16 protein-coding genes are annotated in these 17,099 nt (G+C 64.8%); 11 read left to right on the top strand and 5 right to left on the bottom strand.

Going from position 1 to position 17,099, the window contains the following annotated elements:
• The first annotated feature begins 62 nt into the window (after positions 1-62).
• Positions 63-683, top strand: coding sequence for an NADPH-dependent FMN reductase (locus tag O6X71_RS03460; RefSeq protein WP_353464450.1), 621 nt, complete (start codon positions 63-65; stop codon positions 681-683).
• Between the two features lie 18 nt (positions 684-701).
• Here O6X71_RS03460 and O6X71_RS03455 read toward each other — a convergent pair whose 3' ends face one another.
• Positions 702-1,178, bottom strand: a complete 477-nt coding sequence (locus O6X71_RS03455; RefSeq protein ID WP_353464449.1) for a group III truncated hemoglobin — start codon at positions 1,176-1,178, stop codon at positions 702-704.
• Between the two features lie 284 nt (positions 1,179-1,462).
• Between O6X71_RS03455 and O6X71_RS03450 the strand changes: the two genes are divergently transcribed.
• From O6X71_RS03450 to O6X71_RS03440, 3 genes are all read left to right on the top strand, one after another.
• The gene (locus tag O6X71_RS03450) at positions 1,463-2,431 is read left to right on the top strand and encodes a catalase (protein WP_353464447.1); all 969 of its coding nucleotides are present in this window, start codon (positions 1,463-1,465) and stop codon (positions 2,429-2,431) included.
• Positions 2,432-2,486: 55 nt separating this feature from the next.
• A complete protein-coding gene (locus O6X71_RS03445; RefSeq protein ID WP_353464446.1) occupies positions 2,487-2,831 on the top strand; it encodes an MmcQ/YjbR family DNA-binding protein in 345 nt (114 codons plus the stop codon).
• Between the two features lie 228 nt (positions 2,832-3,059).
• A complete protein-coding gene (locus tag O6X71_RS03440) occupies positions 3,060-4,496 on the top strand; it encodes an NAD-dependent succinate-semialdehyde dehydrogenase (protein WP_353464445.1) in 1,437 nt (478 codons plus the stop codon).
• A gap of 64 nt (positions 4,497-4,560) precedes the next feature.
• On the opposite strand, the gene O6X71_RS03435 is transcribed toward O6X71_RS03440, so the two are convergent.
• Positions 4,561-4,830, bottom strand: coding sequence for a DUF3253 domain-containing protein (locus O6X71_RS03435; RefSeq protein ID WP_353464444.1), 270 nt, complete (start codon positions 4,828-4,830; stop codon positions 4,561-4,563).
• A 265-nt stretch (positions 4,831-5,095) separates the two neighbouring features.
• On the opposite strand from O6X71_RS03435, the gene O6X71_RS03430 reads away from it, so the two are divergent.
• The 4 genes from O6X71_RS03430 to rpsU all read left to right on the top strand — a co-directional run bounded on the left by O6X71_RS03430 (position 5,096) and on the right by rpsU (position 9,273).
• Positions 5,096-5,908 carry an MIP/aquaporin family protein gene (locus tag O6X71_RS03430; protein ID WP_353464443.1) on the top strand — a complete coding sequence of 271 codons (813 nt, stop codon included), beginning with the start codon at positions 5,096-5,098 and terminating at the stop codon, positions 5,906-5,908.
• Positions 5,909-5,936: 28 nt separating this feature from the next.
• A complete protein-coding gene (glpK, locus tag O6X71_RS03425; RefSeq protein ID WP_353464442.1) occupies positions 5,937-7,424 on the top strand; it encodes a glycerol kinase GlpK in 1,488 nt (495 codons plus the stop codon).
• Positions 7,421-8,932: a glycerol-3-phosphate dehydrogenase gene (glpD, locus tag O6X71_RS03420; protein WP_353464441.1), complete on the top strand. Its 1,512-nt coding sequence runs from the start codon at positions 7,421-7,423 to the stop codon at positions 8,930-8,932. Before glpK ends, glpD begins: the two co-directional genes overlap by 4 nt.
• Before the next feature lie 140 nt (positions 8,933-9,072).
• On the top strand, positions 9,073-9,273 hold the full coding sequence (gene rpsU, locus O6X71_RS03415; protein WP_031393196.1) for a 30S ribosomal protein S21: 201 nt from the start codon (positions 9,073-9,075) through the stop codon (positions 9,271-9,273).
• A gap of 198 nt (positions 9,274-9,471) precedes the next feature.
• Here the strand turns inward: rpsU and O6X71_RS03410 are convergent, their stop codons facing one another.
• Both O6X71_RS03410 and O6X71_RS03405 read right to left on the bottom strand, forming a co-directional pair.
• Complete coding sequence (locus tag O6X71_RS03410) at positions 9,472-9,888, bottom strand: acyltransferase (protein WP_353464440.1); 417 nt, start codon at positions 9,886-9,888, stop codon at positions 9,472-9,474.
• A 51-nt stretch (positions 9,889-9,939) separates the two neighbouring features.
• Positions 9,940-12,816 carry a TonB-dependent receptor plug domain-containing protein gene (locus tag O6X71_RS03405; protein WP_353464439.1) on the bottom strand — a complete coding sequence of 959 codons (2,877 nt, stop codon included), beginning with the start codon at positions 12,814-12,816 and terminating at the stop codon, positions 9,940-9,942.
• 307 nt (positions 12,817-13,123) lie between these two features.
• Here O6X71_RS03405 and O6X71_RS03400 point away from each other — a divergent pair, with 307 nt between their 5' ends.
• The 3 genes from O6X71_RS03400 to O6X71_RS03390 are packed head-to-tail and all read left to right on the top strand — an operon-like array spanning position 13,124 to position 15,986.
• Complete coding sequence (locus tag O6X71_RS03400; protein ID WP_353464438.1) at positions 13,124-14,269, top strand: extracellular solute-binding protein; 1,146 nt, start codon at positions 13,124-13,126, stop codon at positions 14,267-14,269.
• On the top strand, positions 14,266-15,147 hold the full coding sequence (locus O6X71_RS03395) for a carbohydrate ABC transporter permease (protein ID WP_353464437.1): 882 nt from the start codon (positions 14,266-14,268) through the stop codon (positions 15,145-15,147). Before O6X71_RS03400 ends, O6X71_RS03395 begins: the two co-directional genes overlap by 4 nt.
• Positions 15,138-15,986, top strand: a complete 849-nt coding sequence (locus tag O6X71_RS03390; protein WP_353464436.1) for a carbohydrate ABC transporter permease — start codon at positions 15,138-15,140, stop codon at positions 15,984-15,986. The genes O6X71_RS03395 and O6X71_RS03390 overlap by 10 nt, the downstream gene beginning before the upstream one ends.
• Here the strand turns inward: O6X71_RS03390 and O6X71_RS03385 are convergent.
• Positions 15,947-17,056 carry an ABC transporter ATP-binding protein gene (locus tag O6X71_RS03385; RefSeq protein WP_353464435.1) on the bottom strand — a complete coding sequence of 370 codons (1,110 nt, stop codon included), beginning with the start codon at positions 17,054-17,056 and terminating at the stop codon, positions 15,947-15,949. The genes O6X71_RS03390 and O6X71_RS03385 overlap by 40 nt on opposite strands.
• Positions 17,057-17,099: the final 43 nt, after the last annotated feature.

Raw genomic sequence — 17,099 nt, 5'->3', positions numbered from 1 at the left:
TACAGTCCCTGTGCCATCTCTTGGGCCTTACGCACGGCCGTTCATGCTGATGTGGTCGCCTCGTGAACGACCGCACGACACCCTCCGAAGACGCGCCCTGGACGGGCCGGGTCGGACTGTTGGCGATCTCCGGAAGTTCGCGGACCGGCTCACGGAACGCGCGGCTGCTCGACGTGGCTGTCAAAGCCGCATTGGCGATTCCCGCAGACGTGTCGGTCCTGGACGTCCGCGACCTGGACCTGCCGATCTACGCTACGGTTCTTGGCACAGCGCCAATGCCGCAAGGCGGGCTGGTGATCCGCCAGATCCTGTGCGCGCATGACGGCCTGCTGATCGCCACGCCTGGATATGCAGGCTCGCTGCCGTTGCCGCTCAGGAACGCTCTGGATTGGGGATCCCTGCCCCCGCTCCGCGTGGCGCGGCCGACGCCGTTTCGCGGCAAGATCGCGGCGATCATGTCGGTATCCGATGACCTCGACGACGCACTCGCGGCGTTGCACGACCTGCGCGCGGTCCTGGAAGAGATCGGCGTGATCGTGCTGCCCGACGCGTTGGCTTTCGCCGGCGAGACTTTCGATACCCGACTGGATAGCGATCCGGCTATCGTCGCGCGCGTGCGCCGACAGGTTCGGTCGCTGGTGGATGCGCTCAGGACACAGCAAAGCGGGACAACGCGCCGCTGACAAACCCAACGCTCCCGCTCAGAGACCGTCGGCCTTGCCGAGCCCGAGCCCGCCGTCCCGGTGCACGATCGCTGCGCTGAGCAGGCTGTTGGCGATCATCCGCGCCCGGTCGTAGACATGCGCGCGGGTGGTTTCCGGTCCTATCGCACTCAGGGTCTGATCGAAAAGTGCGAGCCAGCGCGCGAATTCGACGCGCGTGAGATCAGGGATCACGACGTGTTTCGCCATCGGATTGCCGGCGAACTCGCCCGAACTGAACAGCACGGATCGCCAGAACCGGTTCATCTGCGCGAGGTGCGGAAGCCAGTCGACGACATGCGCCGCGAAGATCGGCCCCAGGACGTCATCGTCGCGGATCCTGGCATAGAATTCGTCGATCATCCGCGCGACGAAGGCATCGTCGATACCCAGCGAGGCAGCGTGCGAACGCTTCGCGTCGCGTGCGGCCTGCGCGTGCCGGGACACGGTCGGGTTACCCGGTTCTGCACTCGTCATCGACAACAACTCCGTTTCAAGACTCGGGTCCTAGTAGCAGGGTGAAACCGCGCCAGACCCAAACCTCGACGAAACGGCTATACCATTCGGCCCCATTCGACGGCGGATCGAGGGCGTAGCGTCGGCTCGAAGGTACCACGACGGTGTAGTCGTTTTCGCAGATCTCGGGACTGGCAGAGACGGGTGTGTCAGCTACCTCGATCGGTGCGCAGTCCTCATCGGAGGCCCATTCGCGCCGTACGCCCGCATCCCAAGCCCGCATCTCTCGCCTTCAGGAACATGACATGACACAAGCCCGGTTCACCACTGCGTGCGCGCTGCTCCTGGTCCCTGCTTCGGCAATGGCGACAGATGCGGGTCCTCAAGACGACACGCATCTGGTCGACGATCTGCACACCGCGTTCGGCGTGCACCATGCCCGCGCGGTGCACGCCAAGGGGATCATCCTGACGGGCCGTTTCGATCCCAGCCCAGACGCACGTTCGATTTCGCATGCCAGCGTGTTCACCAGGACCAGCGACGTCACCATCCGCTTTTCGAACTTCACGGGCTTCCCCGCAATTCCCGACAATGATCCGAATGCGAACCCACGCGGCATGGCGATCCGGTTCGGCTCGGATACCGCCCCCGTGCTCGACATCGTCACGCACAATTTCGATGGGTTCCAGACGCGGACCGCCGGCGAGTTCGGCGCGCTGCTGCGGGCGATCGGCACGAGCGGTGCAGGTGTTGCAGCGCCAACGCCGCTCGATCTGTTCCTGACGAGCCATCCGATCGCCAAGACGTTCCTGACGACTCAGCACCCTGCCCCGATCAGCTACGCCACGACCGCCTATTTCGGCGTCAACGCGGTCACCTTCACAGACAGCAAAGGGCGCACGCATCCTGTTCGCTACCGGTTCGTCCCGACGGCCGGCGAACGGTATTTTGCGGCCGGGCCCGGGCCATCGGCCGAGTATCTGCAACCGGAGATCACGAAGCGCATCGCCGCCGGGCCGATACGATTCGACTGGTACGCCCAACTCGGCGAGGCTGGCGACCTGGTCGACGATCCGTCGATTGCTTGGCCGTCGACGCGCGAACTGGTCAAGCTGGGTACGGTCACGATCGCGGCGCTCGCCGGCAATAGCGCCGCCGCGGACCGTGCGCTGACATTCTCGCCCGGCCGGATGCCCGCAGGGATCGCCGCCGCGGATCCGATGCTCGCCATCCGTACCGTGACTTATCCGGTATCGTTTCAACAGCGCCAATGATTGCCGGGATCCGGCAAGCGGATATACCCGTCATGGGCGACGACGAGGGAGCGTGATGAAGGATTGGGGCGCCGTCGTCGCGGCGGGTCTTGCATTTTCGGGCGTCGAACTCGGCACGACGTACGGCAAGCCGGCGCTGAAGGTCCGCGGCAAGATGATTGCCGCGACGACTGCACCGGATCCCGGCAGCTTCGTCTTGCATGCTTCGGTCGATGAAAAGGCCATCCTGATCGAAACCGACCCGGTGACGTTCTGGGAAGCCGATCATTATCGTGGCTGGCCCGCCGTCCTCGTCCGGTATGGGACTCCTGCGACCGACCGTATCGAACGACTGCTCGCGCGTGCCTGGTGGGACCGCTCCAGCGTCGCCGAGCGCGCCAGATACGGTGCGCGCCCCTGAGCGCCTCGGCAGGGCCCAGCCTTCGACCGTCGTGGCAGGAATTCGCTTGAAGGACTGATCCCAAGGCATGACATAGCGTGTACACCGTGCCCGCCGGTCATACGGTATCGCGCTGATCGGTCGCCCCGTGGCATCCGGTGCGTATCGGTGCGGTGCGGACGTCGTGCCGGCCGGGCGAAGCGCGCGTTGGACGTGCGCTCTGCTACCCGCCATCGACGGAGACGATCTATGACTACCGCCTACGACACGAAACTCGGGCTCTACATCGCCGGCGAATGGCTCGGCGGCGAAGGCCGCGAGACGCGCGACGTGCTCAATCCAGCGACTGGTGCCGGCCAAGCGGCATTACCGCTGGCCAATGCCGCCGATCTCGATCGGGCACTGGAAGCGACACAGCGCGGGTTCATCGCGTGGCGTGCCACTCCGCCGGAAAAGCGCGCCGCCATCCTCATCCGGACGGCGCAGCTGCTACGCGAACGGGCCGATCATATCGCGCGGATCACCACGCTCGAACAGGGCAAGATTCAGGCCGAGGCGAAGGGCGAGGTCGCATTCGCGGCGGCGCTGCTCGATTTCCATGCCGCCGAGGCGCAGCGCATCTATGGGCGCGTCCTGCCGCGTCCGTCGGGAACTCGCAGCATGGTCCTGCATCAGCCGGTCGGCCCGGTCGCAGCATTCTGCGCGTGGAACTTCCCAATCATGAACGTCGTGCGAAAAATCGCGCCGGCGCTGGCGGCAGGCTGCTCGATCATCATCAAGCCGTCCGAGGAAACCGCCGGTAGCGCGGTCGAAGTGCTGCGGTGCTTCCAGGATGCCGGGCTTCCGGGCGATGTCGCACAGTGCGTGTTCGGTGTGCCAGACATGGTCTCGCGCCATTTGCTCGCCTCGCCGATCACGCGGAAACTGAGCTTCACCGGGTCGGTCCCGGTCGGAAAGGCGCTGATGAAGCTCGCGGCCGACACGATGATGCGGACGACGATGGAGCTTGGCGGGCACGGGCCGGTGCTGGTGTTCGACGATTGCGACCTCGATAAGACGCTCGACACGCTGGTTGCGCACAAGTTTCGCAACGCGGGACAGGTGTGCGTCGCACCGACCCGCTTCCAGGTGCAGGACGGCATCTACGACCGCTTCGCCGCCGGGTTCGCGGAGCGCACCCGTGCGCTGAAGATCGGCGATGGTATGGATTCGACGAGCCAGATGGGACCGATGGCCAACGCGCGGCGCCCGGAGGCAATCGCCGAACTGGTCGGCGACGCGACGAGCCACGGCGCCAAGCTGCTCGCGGGTGGCGATTACGGTGGCGTAGGAGGGTTCTTCTTCCAGCCGACCGTGTTGTCGGATGTGCCGCTGTCGGCGCGGGCGATGAACGAGGAACCCTTCGGCCCGGTGGCGCTGCTCAGCCGCTTCACGACCGACGAGGACGCGGTCGCCGAGGCGAACCGCCTGCCGTTCGGGCTGGCCGCCTATTGCTTTACCGAGAATGGTCGACGCCAGAACATGCTCGGCGACGCGATCGAAGCGGGGATGATCGCGATTAACAACGTCCGCCTCAGCTATCCCGATAGCCCGTTCGGGGGGGTGAAGGACAGCGGCCACGGATCGGAAGACGGCCCCGAAGGCGTTGCCGCGCATCTGATCACAAAGGCCGTTCACATCAGCTGACGCATCGGACGGTGGTTGCACGGCGGCGGGGTTCGACCGCCGCAATGCAGCTATCGACTGCCACTCATGCCTGGAGCGGGCGTCTTATCCGATAGGGTCCGGCGCGAGACTCGAGCGCCTGCCCTTTCCAGCTGAGTCGGAGATGACCGTCGATCATCAGTTGATCGATCGCGGAGTGAACCGTCGGCATCATGTCTCGCCAATCTGTTTTCCGTCCATCGATGGAGCTAGCAGTAGCGAGAGCCCGCGCGACTTCACTCGGGCAAACCGACGCATCAGGGGCTCGCGCGGCGAGTAGCGCGAGCGTGGCATCGCGGGCATCGGTTTCGGCCATCTGCGTCGTTGTTCCTGTTACTTCACAATGCCACTGTGTCGGCTGCAGACAACGCATGACAGTCGGTGTTCGACGAACGACCAGCGCCGGCAGCGTATGAATTCACGTTACCTCGCCGCCGCCTGATGCAAGTATGTCCGCGACGAACTTGAGAGGTCGACGGCTAGACCGATTCGGCCTCCAACCAGGAGAGCAGGATGGCAATCGAACATGCGAGCCCGGATCGGAGCGATCGGACGTCGATTGCGGAGATCGGGCCATGCCGATGACCCCGGAATCAAAGGCCTATCTTGGCGAACTCATCTCCGAAGCGGTCGCGATCTGCATCGTCATGACGTTCGGTCTTTCGGTCGCGGCGATGTACACGCTCTATGATCCCAGCCCGTACAAGACGGCCTATTGGGGGGTCTGCATCACCTGGGGCATGGCGGTCTCGATCTCGATCTACGTCACCGGCGCGGTCTCCGGAACGCATGCCAACCCCGGCGTGACGCTCGCGCTGGCGCTGTACCGCGGCTTCCCATGGAAGAAGGTCCTGCCCTATTGGTGTGCGCAGCTGGTCGGCGCGTTCCTCGGCGCGGCGATCGTCTATGCGCTGTATTACAATGTCATCGATCACTTCAACGCGACGCAGCAGTTGACCCGTGCGGGCGGCGGCGGTGCAGGCGTGTTCTTCACCGCGCCGGGCGTCGCGGTGACGACGATGAAGGGCTTTATCGACGAGATCATCCTGACCGCGATCCTGATCTTCGGGATCTTCGCGATCACCGACGAGTTCAACACCATGGCCCCGCAGGCGAATTTTGGCGCGATCGTGATTGGCCTGCTGGTTGCGGTGATCGGTGCGTCGATGGGCTATCTGGAGGCTTGGGCGATCAATCCCGCCCGTGATCTCGGGCCACGCACCTTCGCCTGGCTGATGGGGTGGGACAAATCGGCGTTTCCGGGGGTCGGCAACTATTGGTGGGCGCCGATTGCGGGTCCACTGATCGGCGCTGTCATCGGTGGCGGGCTCCAGCATCTGTTGATCCGGCCCTTCCTCCCGCGCGACAAGCCCGTCGCCGCCGGCCCGCAATGATTTCCGTACCGACCAAGGAGTGCAAGGCGTGACCGACACTATCATCCTGGCGATCGACCAGGGCACGACTTCGACCCGGAGCATGACGTTCGGCACCGACGGCGTCCCCCGCCAGACGGTGCGACGCGAATTCGCGCAGCATTACCCGCAGTCCGGCTGGGTCGAGCATGATGCCGAGGATATCTGGCATGATACGGTCGCCACGCTGAAAGAGGCATCCGACGCCGACGGCGGCGAGGTCGCGGCGATCGGCATCACCAACCAGCGCGAGACGGTGGTTGTCTGGGACCGCAAGACCGGGAAACCCGTCCACAACGCGATCGTCTGGCAGGATCGCCGTACCGCCAAGCTGTGCGCGGAATTGAAGGCTGACGGCAACGAGCCGCTGGTTCGTGAGCGGACCGGGCTGATCCTCGATCCGTATTTCTCGGGAACGAAGCTCAAATGGATCCTCGACAATGTCGATGGCGTCCGCGCCCGCGCCGACCGGGGCGAATTGGCGTTCGGGACGATCGACAGCTTCCTGCTCTGGCGACTGACCGGCGGCAAGGTCCACGCGACCGACGCGTCGAATGCATCGCGCACCTTGCTGTTCGACATTCACAAGGGCGCGTGGGATTTGGACATGCTCCGGATGCTCGACATTCCCGAGAGTCTGCTGCCCGAGGTCAAGAACAACAGTACGATCTTCGGCGAGACCACCTCGGACCTGCTCGGCAAGGCTGTGCCGATCGGTGGGATGGCGGGCGATCAGCAGGCCGCGGTGGTCGGCCAGGCGTGCTTCCAGCGGGGGGACGCCAAGTCGACCTACGGCACCGGCTGCTTTGTCCTGCTGAATACCGGCAAGGAGGCCGTGACGAGCAAGAACGGCATGCTGACGACGATCGCCTATCAGCTCGACGGGGAGATCACCTACGCGCTCGAAGGATCGATCTTCGTCGCGGGTGCCGCGATCAAGTGGCTGCGTGACGGGCTCGGGCTGATCAATCGGGCCGCCGATACCAACGACATGGCGACCAAGCTCGACGGCAATGGCGGGGTCTACATGGTGCCTGCCTTCGTCGGGCTCGGCGCGCCGCACTGGGATCCGGATGCACGCGCGAGCATCACGGGCCTCACCTTTGCCGCGACCGGATCGCATATCGCCCGCGCCGCGCTGGAGTCGGTCGCCTACCAGACCACCGACCTGATGAACGCGATGGTCGCCGACGGTGCGCGCGATGCCCGTCAGATCCGCGTCGATGGTGGCATGGCGGCGAACGACTGGTTCTGCCAGTTTCTCGCCAACATGCTCGATACCGACGTGGTCCGCCCGGCCAATATCGAGACGACGGCCGCAGGTGCCGCGTTCCTCGCCGGCATGGCGGTCGGCATCTGGAGCGGTCCGGACGATATCGCCGGAGCCTGGAAGGAGGATCGGACGTTCACCCCGAAGATGAAGACCGACGAGCGGACGGCCCTGATGGCGGGGTGGCAGGACGCGGTCGATCGAACACGTTCGAGGACCAAGGCATGAGTAGCAGTAGCGGACCGGACAGCAGCGGATCGAACGAGGTCGATCTCCTCGTCATCGGCGGCGGGGTGAACGGCACCGGGATCGCCCGTGATGCCGCCGGCCGCGGATTATCGGTGATGCTGGTCGAGCAGGACGATCTGGCCGCCCATACGTCCTCCGCGAGTTCCAAGCTGATCCACGGTGGCCTGCGCTATCTGGAGATGTACGAGTTCCGGCTGGTACGAGAAGCCCTCGAGGAACGGGAAAAGCTGCTCGACATCGCGCCGCACCTGATCCGCGGGATGCGGTTCGTCATGCCGCTGGCGGATGGCATGCGCCCGGCGTGGCTGATCCGGATCGGCCTGTTCCTGTACGATCATATCGGCGGGCGCAGCCGCCTGCCCAAGTCGATCGGCGTGAGGCTCGACCAAACGGCATGGGGCAAGGGACTGAAGCCGGTGAAACGCGGCTTCGTCTATTCCGACGGTTGGGTCGACGATGCACGGCTGGTCGTGCTGAACGCGCTTGATGCCGCAGAGCGCGGCGCCGACATCCGGACGCACGTGAAGTTCGAAGGGGCGACGCGGGAGGCGGACCGGTGGGTCGCCAAGCTCGGCGACGGCAGCATCGTCCGCGCGCGCGCGATCGCCAACACGTCAGGCCCCTGGGTCGGCAAGGTCCTCGACAATATGCCGGCGGCGCATCACGAGCCGCCGCCCCGGTTGGTCAAGGGTAGTCATATCGTCGTGCCGCAACTCTTCGAGGGCGACCACGCGTTCATCTTGCAGAACGACGACAAGCGGGTGATCTTCGCGATCCCCTATCAGGACAATCTCACGCTTGTCGGCACCACCGACAAGCCGTTCGATGGCGATCCGTCCGCGCCGACCATCGACCCCGACGAAACCGAATACCTGTGCGCGAGCGTGAACCGGTATTTCACGCGCCAGACGACCCCGGCCGACGTCGTGACCAGTTACTCCGGGGTTCGCCCGCTGTTCGACGACGGCAACGCAAACGCGTCCAAGGTCACACGCGATTATGTCCTGAAGCTCGGCACCACCGATGCGCCCCAGATACTCTCCGCGTTCGGTGGCAAGATCACGACCTATCGCCGTCTCTCCGAGCACGCGTTGCAGGAGCTTGCGCCTTTCCTTCCCCCAATGACCAAGGCCTGGACGGACGGTGCGCCGCTGCCTGGCGGTGACTTGCCGCCTGGCGGGATCGCCGCGTTCGTAAAGACGGTGGCGAAACGCTGGCCGTTCCTCGATGCAGCGACCGCGCTGCGCATGGCGCATGCGTATGGCACACGTATCGATGCCGTGCTCGGCGACGCGACCAGTATCGACGACCTCGGTCACGGTCTTTCGACTCGCGAAGTGGACTATCTCATCGACACGGAATGGGCGCGATCGGTCGACGATATCTTGTGGCGGCGGACCAAGCTCGGCATCCATGGAGGCGCCAAGTTGCGCGATGCCGTTGCCGCGTATCTTTCCCGTCGAGCGCCCGGGAAAACCGCGGTATAGACCGCTCACCCCGTCGAAATTCGGCGGGGAATTCTCATGGGAGCGGGCAAGGCCGTTATTTGCGCCTTGGCTTTTTGGCATCCCCCTCATAAAGCGACGCTGCCCGTCAAAACACAATGATAGCCGAGAGCCTAATTCGAATGCAGATCATCGTCCGTGACAACAATGTCGACCAAGCCCTCCGCGCGCTGAAGAAGAAGCTGCAGCGAGAAGGTGTTTATCGTGAGATGAAGCTGCGTCGGCATTATGAGAAGCCGTCGGAAAAGCGCGCACGTGAGCACGCTGCTGCCGTGAGCCGTGCGCGCAAGGCCGACCGCAAGCGTGCAGAGCGCGACAATTAATCGACCTGAAATCGGTTAACTGCCGTGAACATGGCAGCTGACGGAAAAGCTTTTCACTAAGTTTCGACGTTGGCAGATGTGAATACAGCATCACCGCGACCCTCCTTGGAGGTTGCGGTGATCGCCTGTTCTTGAGCATCACGAGCGCGAACGGGATGACGATCATCACCAGCTCCAGCTTCACGTGACGTCAGAGATTCAGTCGACGTCGAGGTCCTTGATGCGGGTAGCGTAAGGCGGGCAATAAAGTCCGTTCGGCTCCGTGGATTTGGCAAGCACTGACCCCGCGTTGACCACGCAGCCTTCGCGCACCGTCACACCCGGGTAGATGGTCACGTTGGCGCCGATCCAGCACCCCCGTTCGATCATGACGGGACGAAGCCGGTCACCATCCACGCCGCGCCGCCAAACCGAGCGGGTGATATGATGCGTGAGCGATATTATCGTGCACCGATAACTGATGCGCACCGCTTCGCCGATCTCGACGGTCCCGCCTGCATCGATCAACCCTTCGGGTCCGACAAACGCCCCTTTTCGAAGCGTCAGGAGATGAGGATCGACCACGGTGCAACTCGGGTCGATATACGCGCCCTCCTCCATCGTGATCAGGCTCATCATATGGTCTGTCAGCACGGGCGTGTTTTCTCAGTTCGGTAACGTGAAATCTCAGTAGCGCAGCTTGGCGCCTGCATAGAGATAGCGGCCGACGGGTGAAATCGGCACGTTGGTCTGGAAGCCGATGTCCGGCTTCTGGTCGGCGAGGTTGTTGACGCCGCCGTAGAACGAGAAACGCTCGTCGACCGCGATGTTCGCCTGGATGTCGTGCTGCCAGAGTTCCTTGTAGCGGAAGTATCGCGGGTCGACGAGGCTCGGGTTGGCGTCGCTGTCGATCCGGGTGAAGCGGCGAACGCCGTCCTGCCAGCGCAGATTGTAGCTCAGTGTCAGCGCGCCGGCCGTCCAGCTCGGCGAGAAGTTGAAGTTGTATTTGGGGCGGAAGATCTGGTCGACATTGTTCTCGACCACCGCACCCGGCGTGGCGATCTGCTCGAGCTTGTTCAGATAACCACCGACGAAACGGATATCGAACGCGCCGATCCGTGCGGTACGGAATCGATAGGCGATGTTGAGTTCGGCGCCCGCGGTGCGGAATGCGGCGACGTTCTGAGGCTGGACGACGTAACCGTCGATGAACCCCGTGCCACGCTGGCGGCTGATCGAGCCGCAATAGGCGTTGTCGAGCGACGGCTGGTCGACGCAGAGCTCGGCGATGGCGTTGGCATCGGGCGTGTTGATCGCGTCGCGCAGGCGGATGTCGTACCAGTCGAGGCCGATCGACAGACCCGAGACCGGGCGCAGCACGACGCCAGCCGTCCATGTGCGAGCAACCTCCGCACGCAGGTCCGGATTGCCCTGTTGCGTGCCGGGGATGAAGATCGTTGCGTTCGGGTTGTTCTGCGCCGTGAAGGTGGCCGGGTTGCCGCCTGCGCCGGTGATCAGCGCCTGGCAGTTCGCAGCGCGGGACGGAGCGCCGAGCGTGCGATTGCTCAGATAGCACGGATCGGAGAAGAAGTTGCTGGTGCCGGTCTGCGGGCGGAAGATCTCGCCGATGTTGGGCGCGCGGACCGAGCGACCGTACGAACCACGGAAGCTGATCTCGCGGATCGGCGCGTAGATCGCGTTGAATTGGTAGGCGCGGGTCGAGCCGACCGTCGAATAGTCGGAATAGCGTCCGGCCGCGCCGATCGAAAGCAGGCTGGCGAAGGGCACGTCCTTCAGGAGCGGCGCGTTGAGTTCGCCGAACGCTTCCCATACATCGAAATGACCGCTCGACGGGGTGGGGATGATGTATTCGTCATATTGGTAGAACGCATTGTCGGTAAGCGCCTGCGCGGGGCGGAAGCTGCTCGATTCACGGCGATATTCGCCGCCTGCCGCGAACGCGATGGGGCCGCCGGGCAGCGTGAAGACCTGTCCGAAATCGCCGGTCAGCGAGGCATTGGCGACGTGTTGCGTGATCCGGGCATCGCTGGCCGGGTTGCTGAGGAAATAGCCGAACGAGGCTGGGTCCACCGTGCTGCCGCCGAACGTGTTGACCGGGACACAGGCGGCCGCACGCGCCTCGGCCGAACGGCAGATGATCGTTCCCCCCGGCCCTCGCACAGCGTCGAGTGCGTTCAGGAAGCGATCGTTGAGGCGGTCGTTGAGCTTGGTCGCACGGACGTCGGTCTGCCCGTAGGTGTAGGACACGTCGTAGCTGGCGTGCTCCGAGATGCGGCCGGTGACGTCGACGACACCGCGATAGGTACGACGCCGATCCTCTTCGCCACGCCGCGGGATATCGAAATTGTTGCGGTTGACGTCGACCGAGCCGAGGCCGGCTGCGGTCGCCGCTGCAAGGATGCTCGCGGGGATGAACGGATTGTCGAGCGCGATCGTCGCCGGATAATTACCGCCATAGCCGCTGAAACTCGTCACGGTCGACTGGACGAACTTGCCCTCCAGGCTGATCTTGAACGCGTCCGACGCGTCGTAATGCGTCAGCGCATTGACCGCGTGCCGGCGGGTGCGCGGGAAGATGTCGCCGATGTACCCCGCCACCGGTGTATCGTCGCCGCCGATCGAATAGCCGTCGTTCTGCAGGAAACGACCTGGTGTGTAGAGCGCACCATCGCCGCGGAAAACCTGGTCGCCGATGTACACGATGCCCTGGTTCGAGCTGTACGGATAACGCAGGTCACCCACCGGTCCGATCTTGTAGCTGCCGGGCCGCGCGGGGTCATAGCCGTCCAGGTTGACGAAATACTGGCGCTCGCCCTGCGCCAGATAGCGGCGATCGTCGTTCGCGAGCGGCTGGTCGGCGTTGTACTCATACGCCAGCGTCAGATTGCCGCGGCCATCGGCGAAGTTGCGGCCCGCGATCAGCGATGCGAACCGGTTGGCGGCATCGCCGCGGTCGGAAATACCGAACTGGCTGCGCGCCGCGACGCCGTCGAAATTGCGCTTCAGCACGAAATTGACGACGCCCGATACGCCGTCGGCGCCGTACACCGCGGAGGTGGCGCCGGTCAGGACGTCGACGCGCTCGATCAGGTCGGTTGGAATCGCGTTGATGTCGACCGCCGCAGTATCGGGCTGGCCTGCCACGTGGCGGCGGCCGTTTACGAGGACGAGCGTGCGGTTCGGACCGAGCCCACGCAGGTCGAGCAGGTTGAGGCCGACCTGCCCGAAGCTGCCGTCGGCCTGGTTGCTGCCCGCGGTGCGCGTACTGTCGAGCGAATTCGTGAGCGCCGGCACGCGCTGGAGGAAGGTCGTGACGTTGGTATTGCCCGACTGCTGGAGGTCGGCCGCGCTGAACGATACGATCGGGTTCGGCGCTTCGTAATCTGGCCGGGCGATGCGTGATCCGGTGACGACGATCTCGGTACTGGTATCGGGTACCGCGGCGGACGTGTCGGTCGCGCGGGGCGTGGTTTGCGCGTGTGCGGCAGACGCAGCGAGCAGCGCGACGCTGGACAACAGGTAACGGCGGCGAACGCTACGCATGACTTCTCTCCCTGTATGCCGGCATTGGCCCCCGCCGGCATTCGTTGCATCTCGCTTAGGCGCATCGCGTGTCGGGGAGCAAGCATCTCGCCCCAGCAACTGCCGGCAAGGTATTAACCTAGCGCAATTTTTCGCCCGTTATCGGCTCGTGAAGGGGGTGGCGCGAAACGCCGGGATGCGCCACCATCCCGCCATGGGGGAGCAGGCGCAGGACTGGACGCGAAGGGCTGCGCTTAGGCTCCTGCCCACGCTCGGTCTCGCAAGCTGCGCCGGTACGCACCGCGGGGAACCGCTGAAGTTCTGGGCTATGAGCTACGAAGGCGATTATTCGCCGATGCTGATGCCCGCCTTCACTGCGGCGACGGGGATCGCGGTCGACGTGCAATCGCTGCCCGCGACCGCGAGCCATGAGAAACTGCTGACTGCGCAAGCCGGCGGTGCGATGCCCGACGTGCTGATGCTGTATAACGGTTGGGTGCAGGAGTTCGCGACGATCGGCGCGATTGCTCAAATCCCCTCGCCAGCGCTGGTCGGCGACATGTTTCCCGGCGTGCTCGATGCGACGAGGGTCGGTGGCCGCGACTTTGCCGTGCCGTGGTCGGTCGCCCCGCAGGTCCAGTTCTACCGTCGGGATATCCTCGCCAAGGCAGGCTATGCCTCACCTGCCGAAGACTGGGACGGCTGGTTCCGCATGGGCCGCGCGATCAAGCGACAGCGACCGGACGATTTCGTGTTCATGCTGCTGCTCAACTGGCCGGACACGCTCATCACGATGCTTGGTCAGACCGGCGCGACGATGCTCCGTGACCACGATACGCGGGGGAATTTCCAGACGCCAGAGGCACGTGCCGCGTTCACCTACTACGCCCAGATCTTCGCCGAGGGGCTCGCGCCGAAAGCACTATCGACCGAGATCCAGGATCCGGTCGCGGCCTTTGCACAGGGCTATTTCGCGATCTGGCCGACCGGGCCGACGACGTTGCTCGATCTTCACCGTCGCGCCGCGGAGATCCCCGCCGAGCGCTGGGGGACGGCACGGCTCGCCGGTCCGCATGGGCTCGGCGCGGTATCGGGGCTGAGTACCAGCCTGTGCGTTTCCGCCTCGACGTCGCGCCCGGCCGAAGCCTGGGCGCTGGTCCGTCACCTCAGTTCCCCGGCGAGCGAACTCCGCTACCAGCGCCTGATCGGCAATCTTCCGGCCCGCCTGAGCGCGTGGTCGTCGCCGCAACTCAGCGCGCCGATACTCGCGCCGTTCAAGGAACAGATGCGCTTTCCCACCGCCGCGCCGAAAGTGATCGAGTGGGAGCGGATCAAGCTGGAGATCCAGTTCGCCGCCGAGCGCGTCGTGCGGGGCGTCCAGACAATCCCCGAAGCGTTGGCCGGGCTCGACACGCGCGTTGATCAGCTGCTCGCGAAGCGCCGCGCGCTGGTCGAGGCGGGGACGCTCGCATGACCCGACAGGAACGCGCCGCCTGGCTATTCTCGGCGCCGGTGCTCGCGATCATCGCGCTGGTCTTCGTCGTCCCGACCGCACTGGCGATGGCGTTGTCCGTCACCGACTACTCGATCTACGCGCTCGCCGACTGGGCGAACCTGCGCTTCGTCGGGTTTGGGAATTTCGTCGACCTGTTCTCGACGCCGCTGTTCTGGCGCGCATTGGCGAACACCGCAGTGTTCGCGGTGCTCGGCGTGCCGATGGCAATCGGTACGTCGTTGGCGGTCGCACTGCTGCTGAACGATGCGACCGTGCGGTGGAAGCCGCTGTGGCGCGTGTTGCTGTTCGCGCCCTACGTCACCAGCATCGTCGCGACCGCGGTGGTGTGGCGGTTCCTGTTCAACGAACGCTCGGGCCTCATCAACCGCGCGCTGGCGACGGTCGGGGCAGCGCCGGTCGACTGGCTGGGCAACCCGCATACCTCGATTCCGGCGATCCTGATCTTCGTCACCTGGAAGATCTTCGGCTACAACATGATCGTCTTCACCGCCGCGCTGTCCGCGGTGCCGCAGGACCTGATGGAAGCCGCGCGGCTCGACGGCGCCGGTCGCTGGGGCCGCTTCCGCCACGTCACCCTTCCCGCGATCGGACCGACGTTGCTGCTCGCCGCGGTGATGAGCGTCGCGGGCTTCCTCCAGATCTTCGCCGAGCCCTATGTCATGACGCTCGGCGGCCCTGCGCAGAGCACCACGACGATCCTGTATTTCATGTTCGACGAAGGCTTCAAATGGTGGAACCTCGGCCAGGCGAGCGCGGTCGCGTTCGTGCTGTTCCTGATGATCCTCGCGCTGACGATGGTCCAGACGCGAATCGGAAGGCGCTACGAATGGCTATAAAACCCCGTACGATTTTCGCCAACACGGCGGTGGTAGCCCTGACCGCGCTGACGATCGCGCCGCTCGTTTACATGGTGATCGTCTCGTTCATGCCGCGCGGCGAGTCGAGCAACCTGCCAACCCCGCTATGGCCAACGCACTGGTCGCTGGAGAACTACCACGAGTTGCTCGTCCGGCGGCTGATCGACGGCGCGTGGTTCGACTACCGGATCGTCCCCGCATTGTTCAACAGCGTCGCGATCGCCGCGATCTCGACCCTGTTCGGATTGCTGCTGACGGTGCCCGCCGGCTACGCTTTCGCCAAGCTCCGCTTCCGCGGACGCGAGCGACTGCTCAAGATCCTGATCGCGTCGCTGGTCGTACCCGGACAGGTCGCGATGCTGCCGCTATTCCTGATCTTCAAGCAACTCGGGTTGGTCAACAGCTATGCCGGCGTGATCCTGCCGAGCCTGGCGGGCATCTTCGCGATTCTGTTCGTGCGGCAGGCGACGCTCGCGATCCCCGACGAGATGATCGCCGCGGCGCGGATCGACGGCGCGAGCGAGGCGCGGATCTTCGTGACGATCGTCCTGCCCCTACTCACCCCGATCGTCGTCACGCTGGCGCTGTTCATGTTCCTCGGCTCGTGGAACGACTTCCTGTGGCCGCTGATCGTGCTGGCCGACCAGCATCTCTACACGCTGCCGGTCGCGGTCGCGGCGATCGCGCGCGAGCATTCGGCGGACGGCGAACTGATGATGGCCGCGGCGGTCGTCACGACGATGCCCGTGCTGCTGCTCTTCCTCGCGATGCAGCGTTATTACCTGACCGGGCTGCTCGGCGGCAGCGTGAAGGGATAGGCGCGACCGTCTGCAGCAAACACATGCGCGTCCTCCGGCGCCACGCCGACGCGTAACGTCTCGCCGAGCGTCACGGACCGGTCACCCGGCAATTGCGCGACGATCGTGTCCGCCGCCCCGCGTGCCCCGAGATGCGCGAACGATAAGGGCCCCAGCCGCTCGAACAACTCGACCGCACCGACGAACACCCCTGCGTCGTCGACATGGAGATGCTCCGGCCTGACGCCGAGCGTGACCGCCGCCCCGACTGCGTTTGCAGGAACGACCGCGCTGGTTCGGACCGCGTCGCCTCCTGCCAGCCGCACGATCGTGCCGGTCTCGTCGGCGGAAACCACAGTCCCCGCGAGCAGGTTCATGCCCGGCGACCCGATCGCTGCTGCAACCGCGAGACTGGCCGGTCGACGATAGACATCGAGCGGCTCTCCGACCTGTTCGACACGCCCTTCGCTCATCACGACGATCCGGTTGGCAAGCGTCATTGCCTCCAGCTGGTCATGCGTGACGTAAATCATCGTCGCGCCGAGTTGCTGGTGAAGCCGGGCGAACTCATGCCGCATACGCGCTCGGAGATTGGCGTCGAGGTTCGACAACGGCTCGTCCAGCAGCAGCACCTTTGGCCGACGGACGACCGCGCGCGCAATCGAAACCCGCTGGCGCTGCCCACCGGAAAGCGCACGCGGCCGCCGATCGAGCAGGGCCGACAAGTCGAGCATCGCCGCGACCTCTGCGACCCGCTCGGCGATCTCGCGCTTGGCGACCTTTGCGACCTTGAGTGGAAAGGCGATGTTCTCCGCCACAGTCAGATGCGGGTAGAGCGCGTAGGATTGGAACACCATCGCCAGCCCCCGATCCGATGGTGCCGCCTCGGTCACGTCACGCCCACCGATCACCACCCTCCCCGCGCTCGGCACCTCGAGCCCCGCGATCATCCGCAGCAACGTCGACTTACCGCATCCCGACGGCCCGACGAGCACGACGAATTCGCCCTGCTCGATCGTCAGGTCGCTGGGCTGGAGCACCGTCACGTCGCCGAAACGCTTCGACAGTCCGCATATTTCGACGCTCGCCACCGCATATCCTTTTAATCTGGCCGTCTTGGGTAGCGGCACAAAC

The organism is Sphingomonas faeni, from assembly GCF_040407505.1.
GTDB lineage: Bacteria > Pseudomonadota > Alphaproteobacteria > Sphingomonadales > Sphingomonadaceae > Sphingomonas > Sphingomonas faeni_E.
The sequence above is the reverse complement of the archived record's forward strand: the minus strand, read 5'-3'. Positions and strand labels throughout refer to the sequence as shown.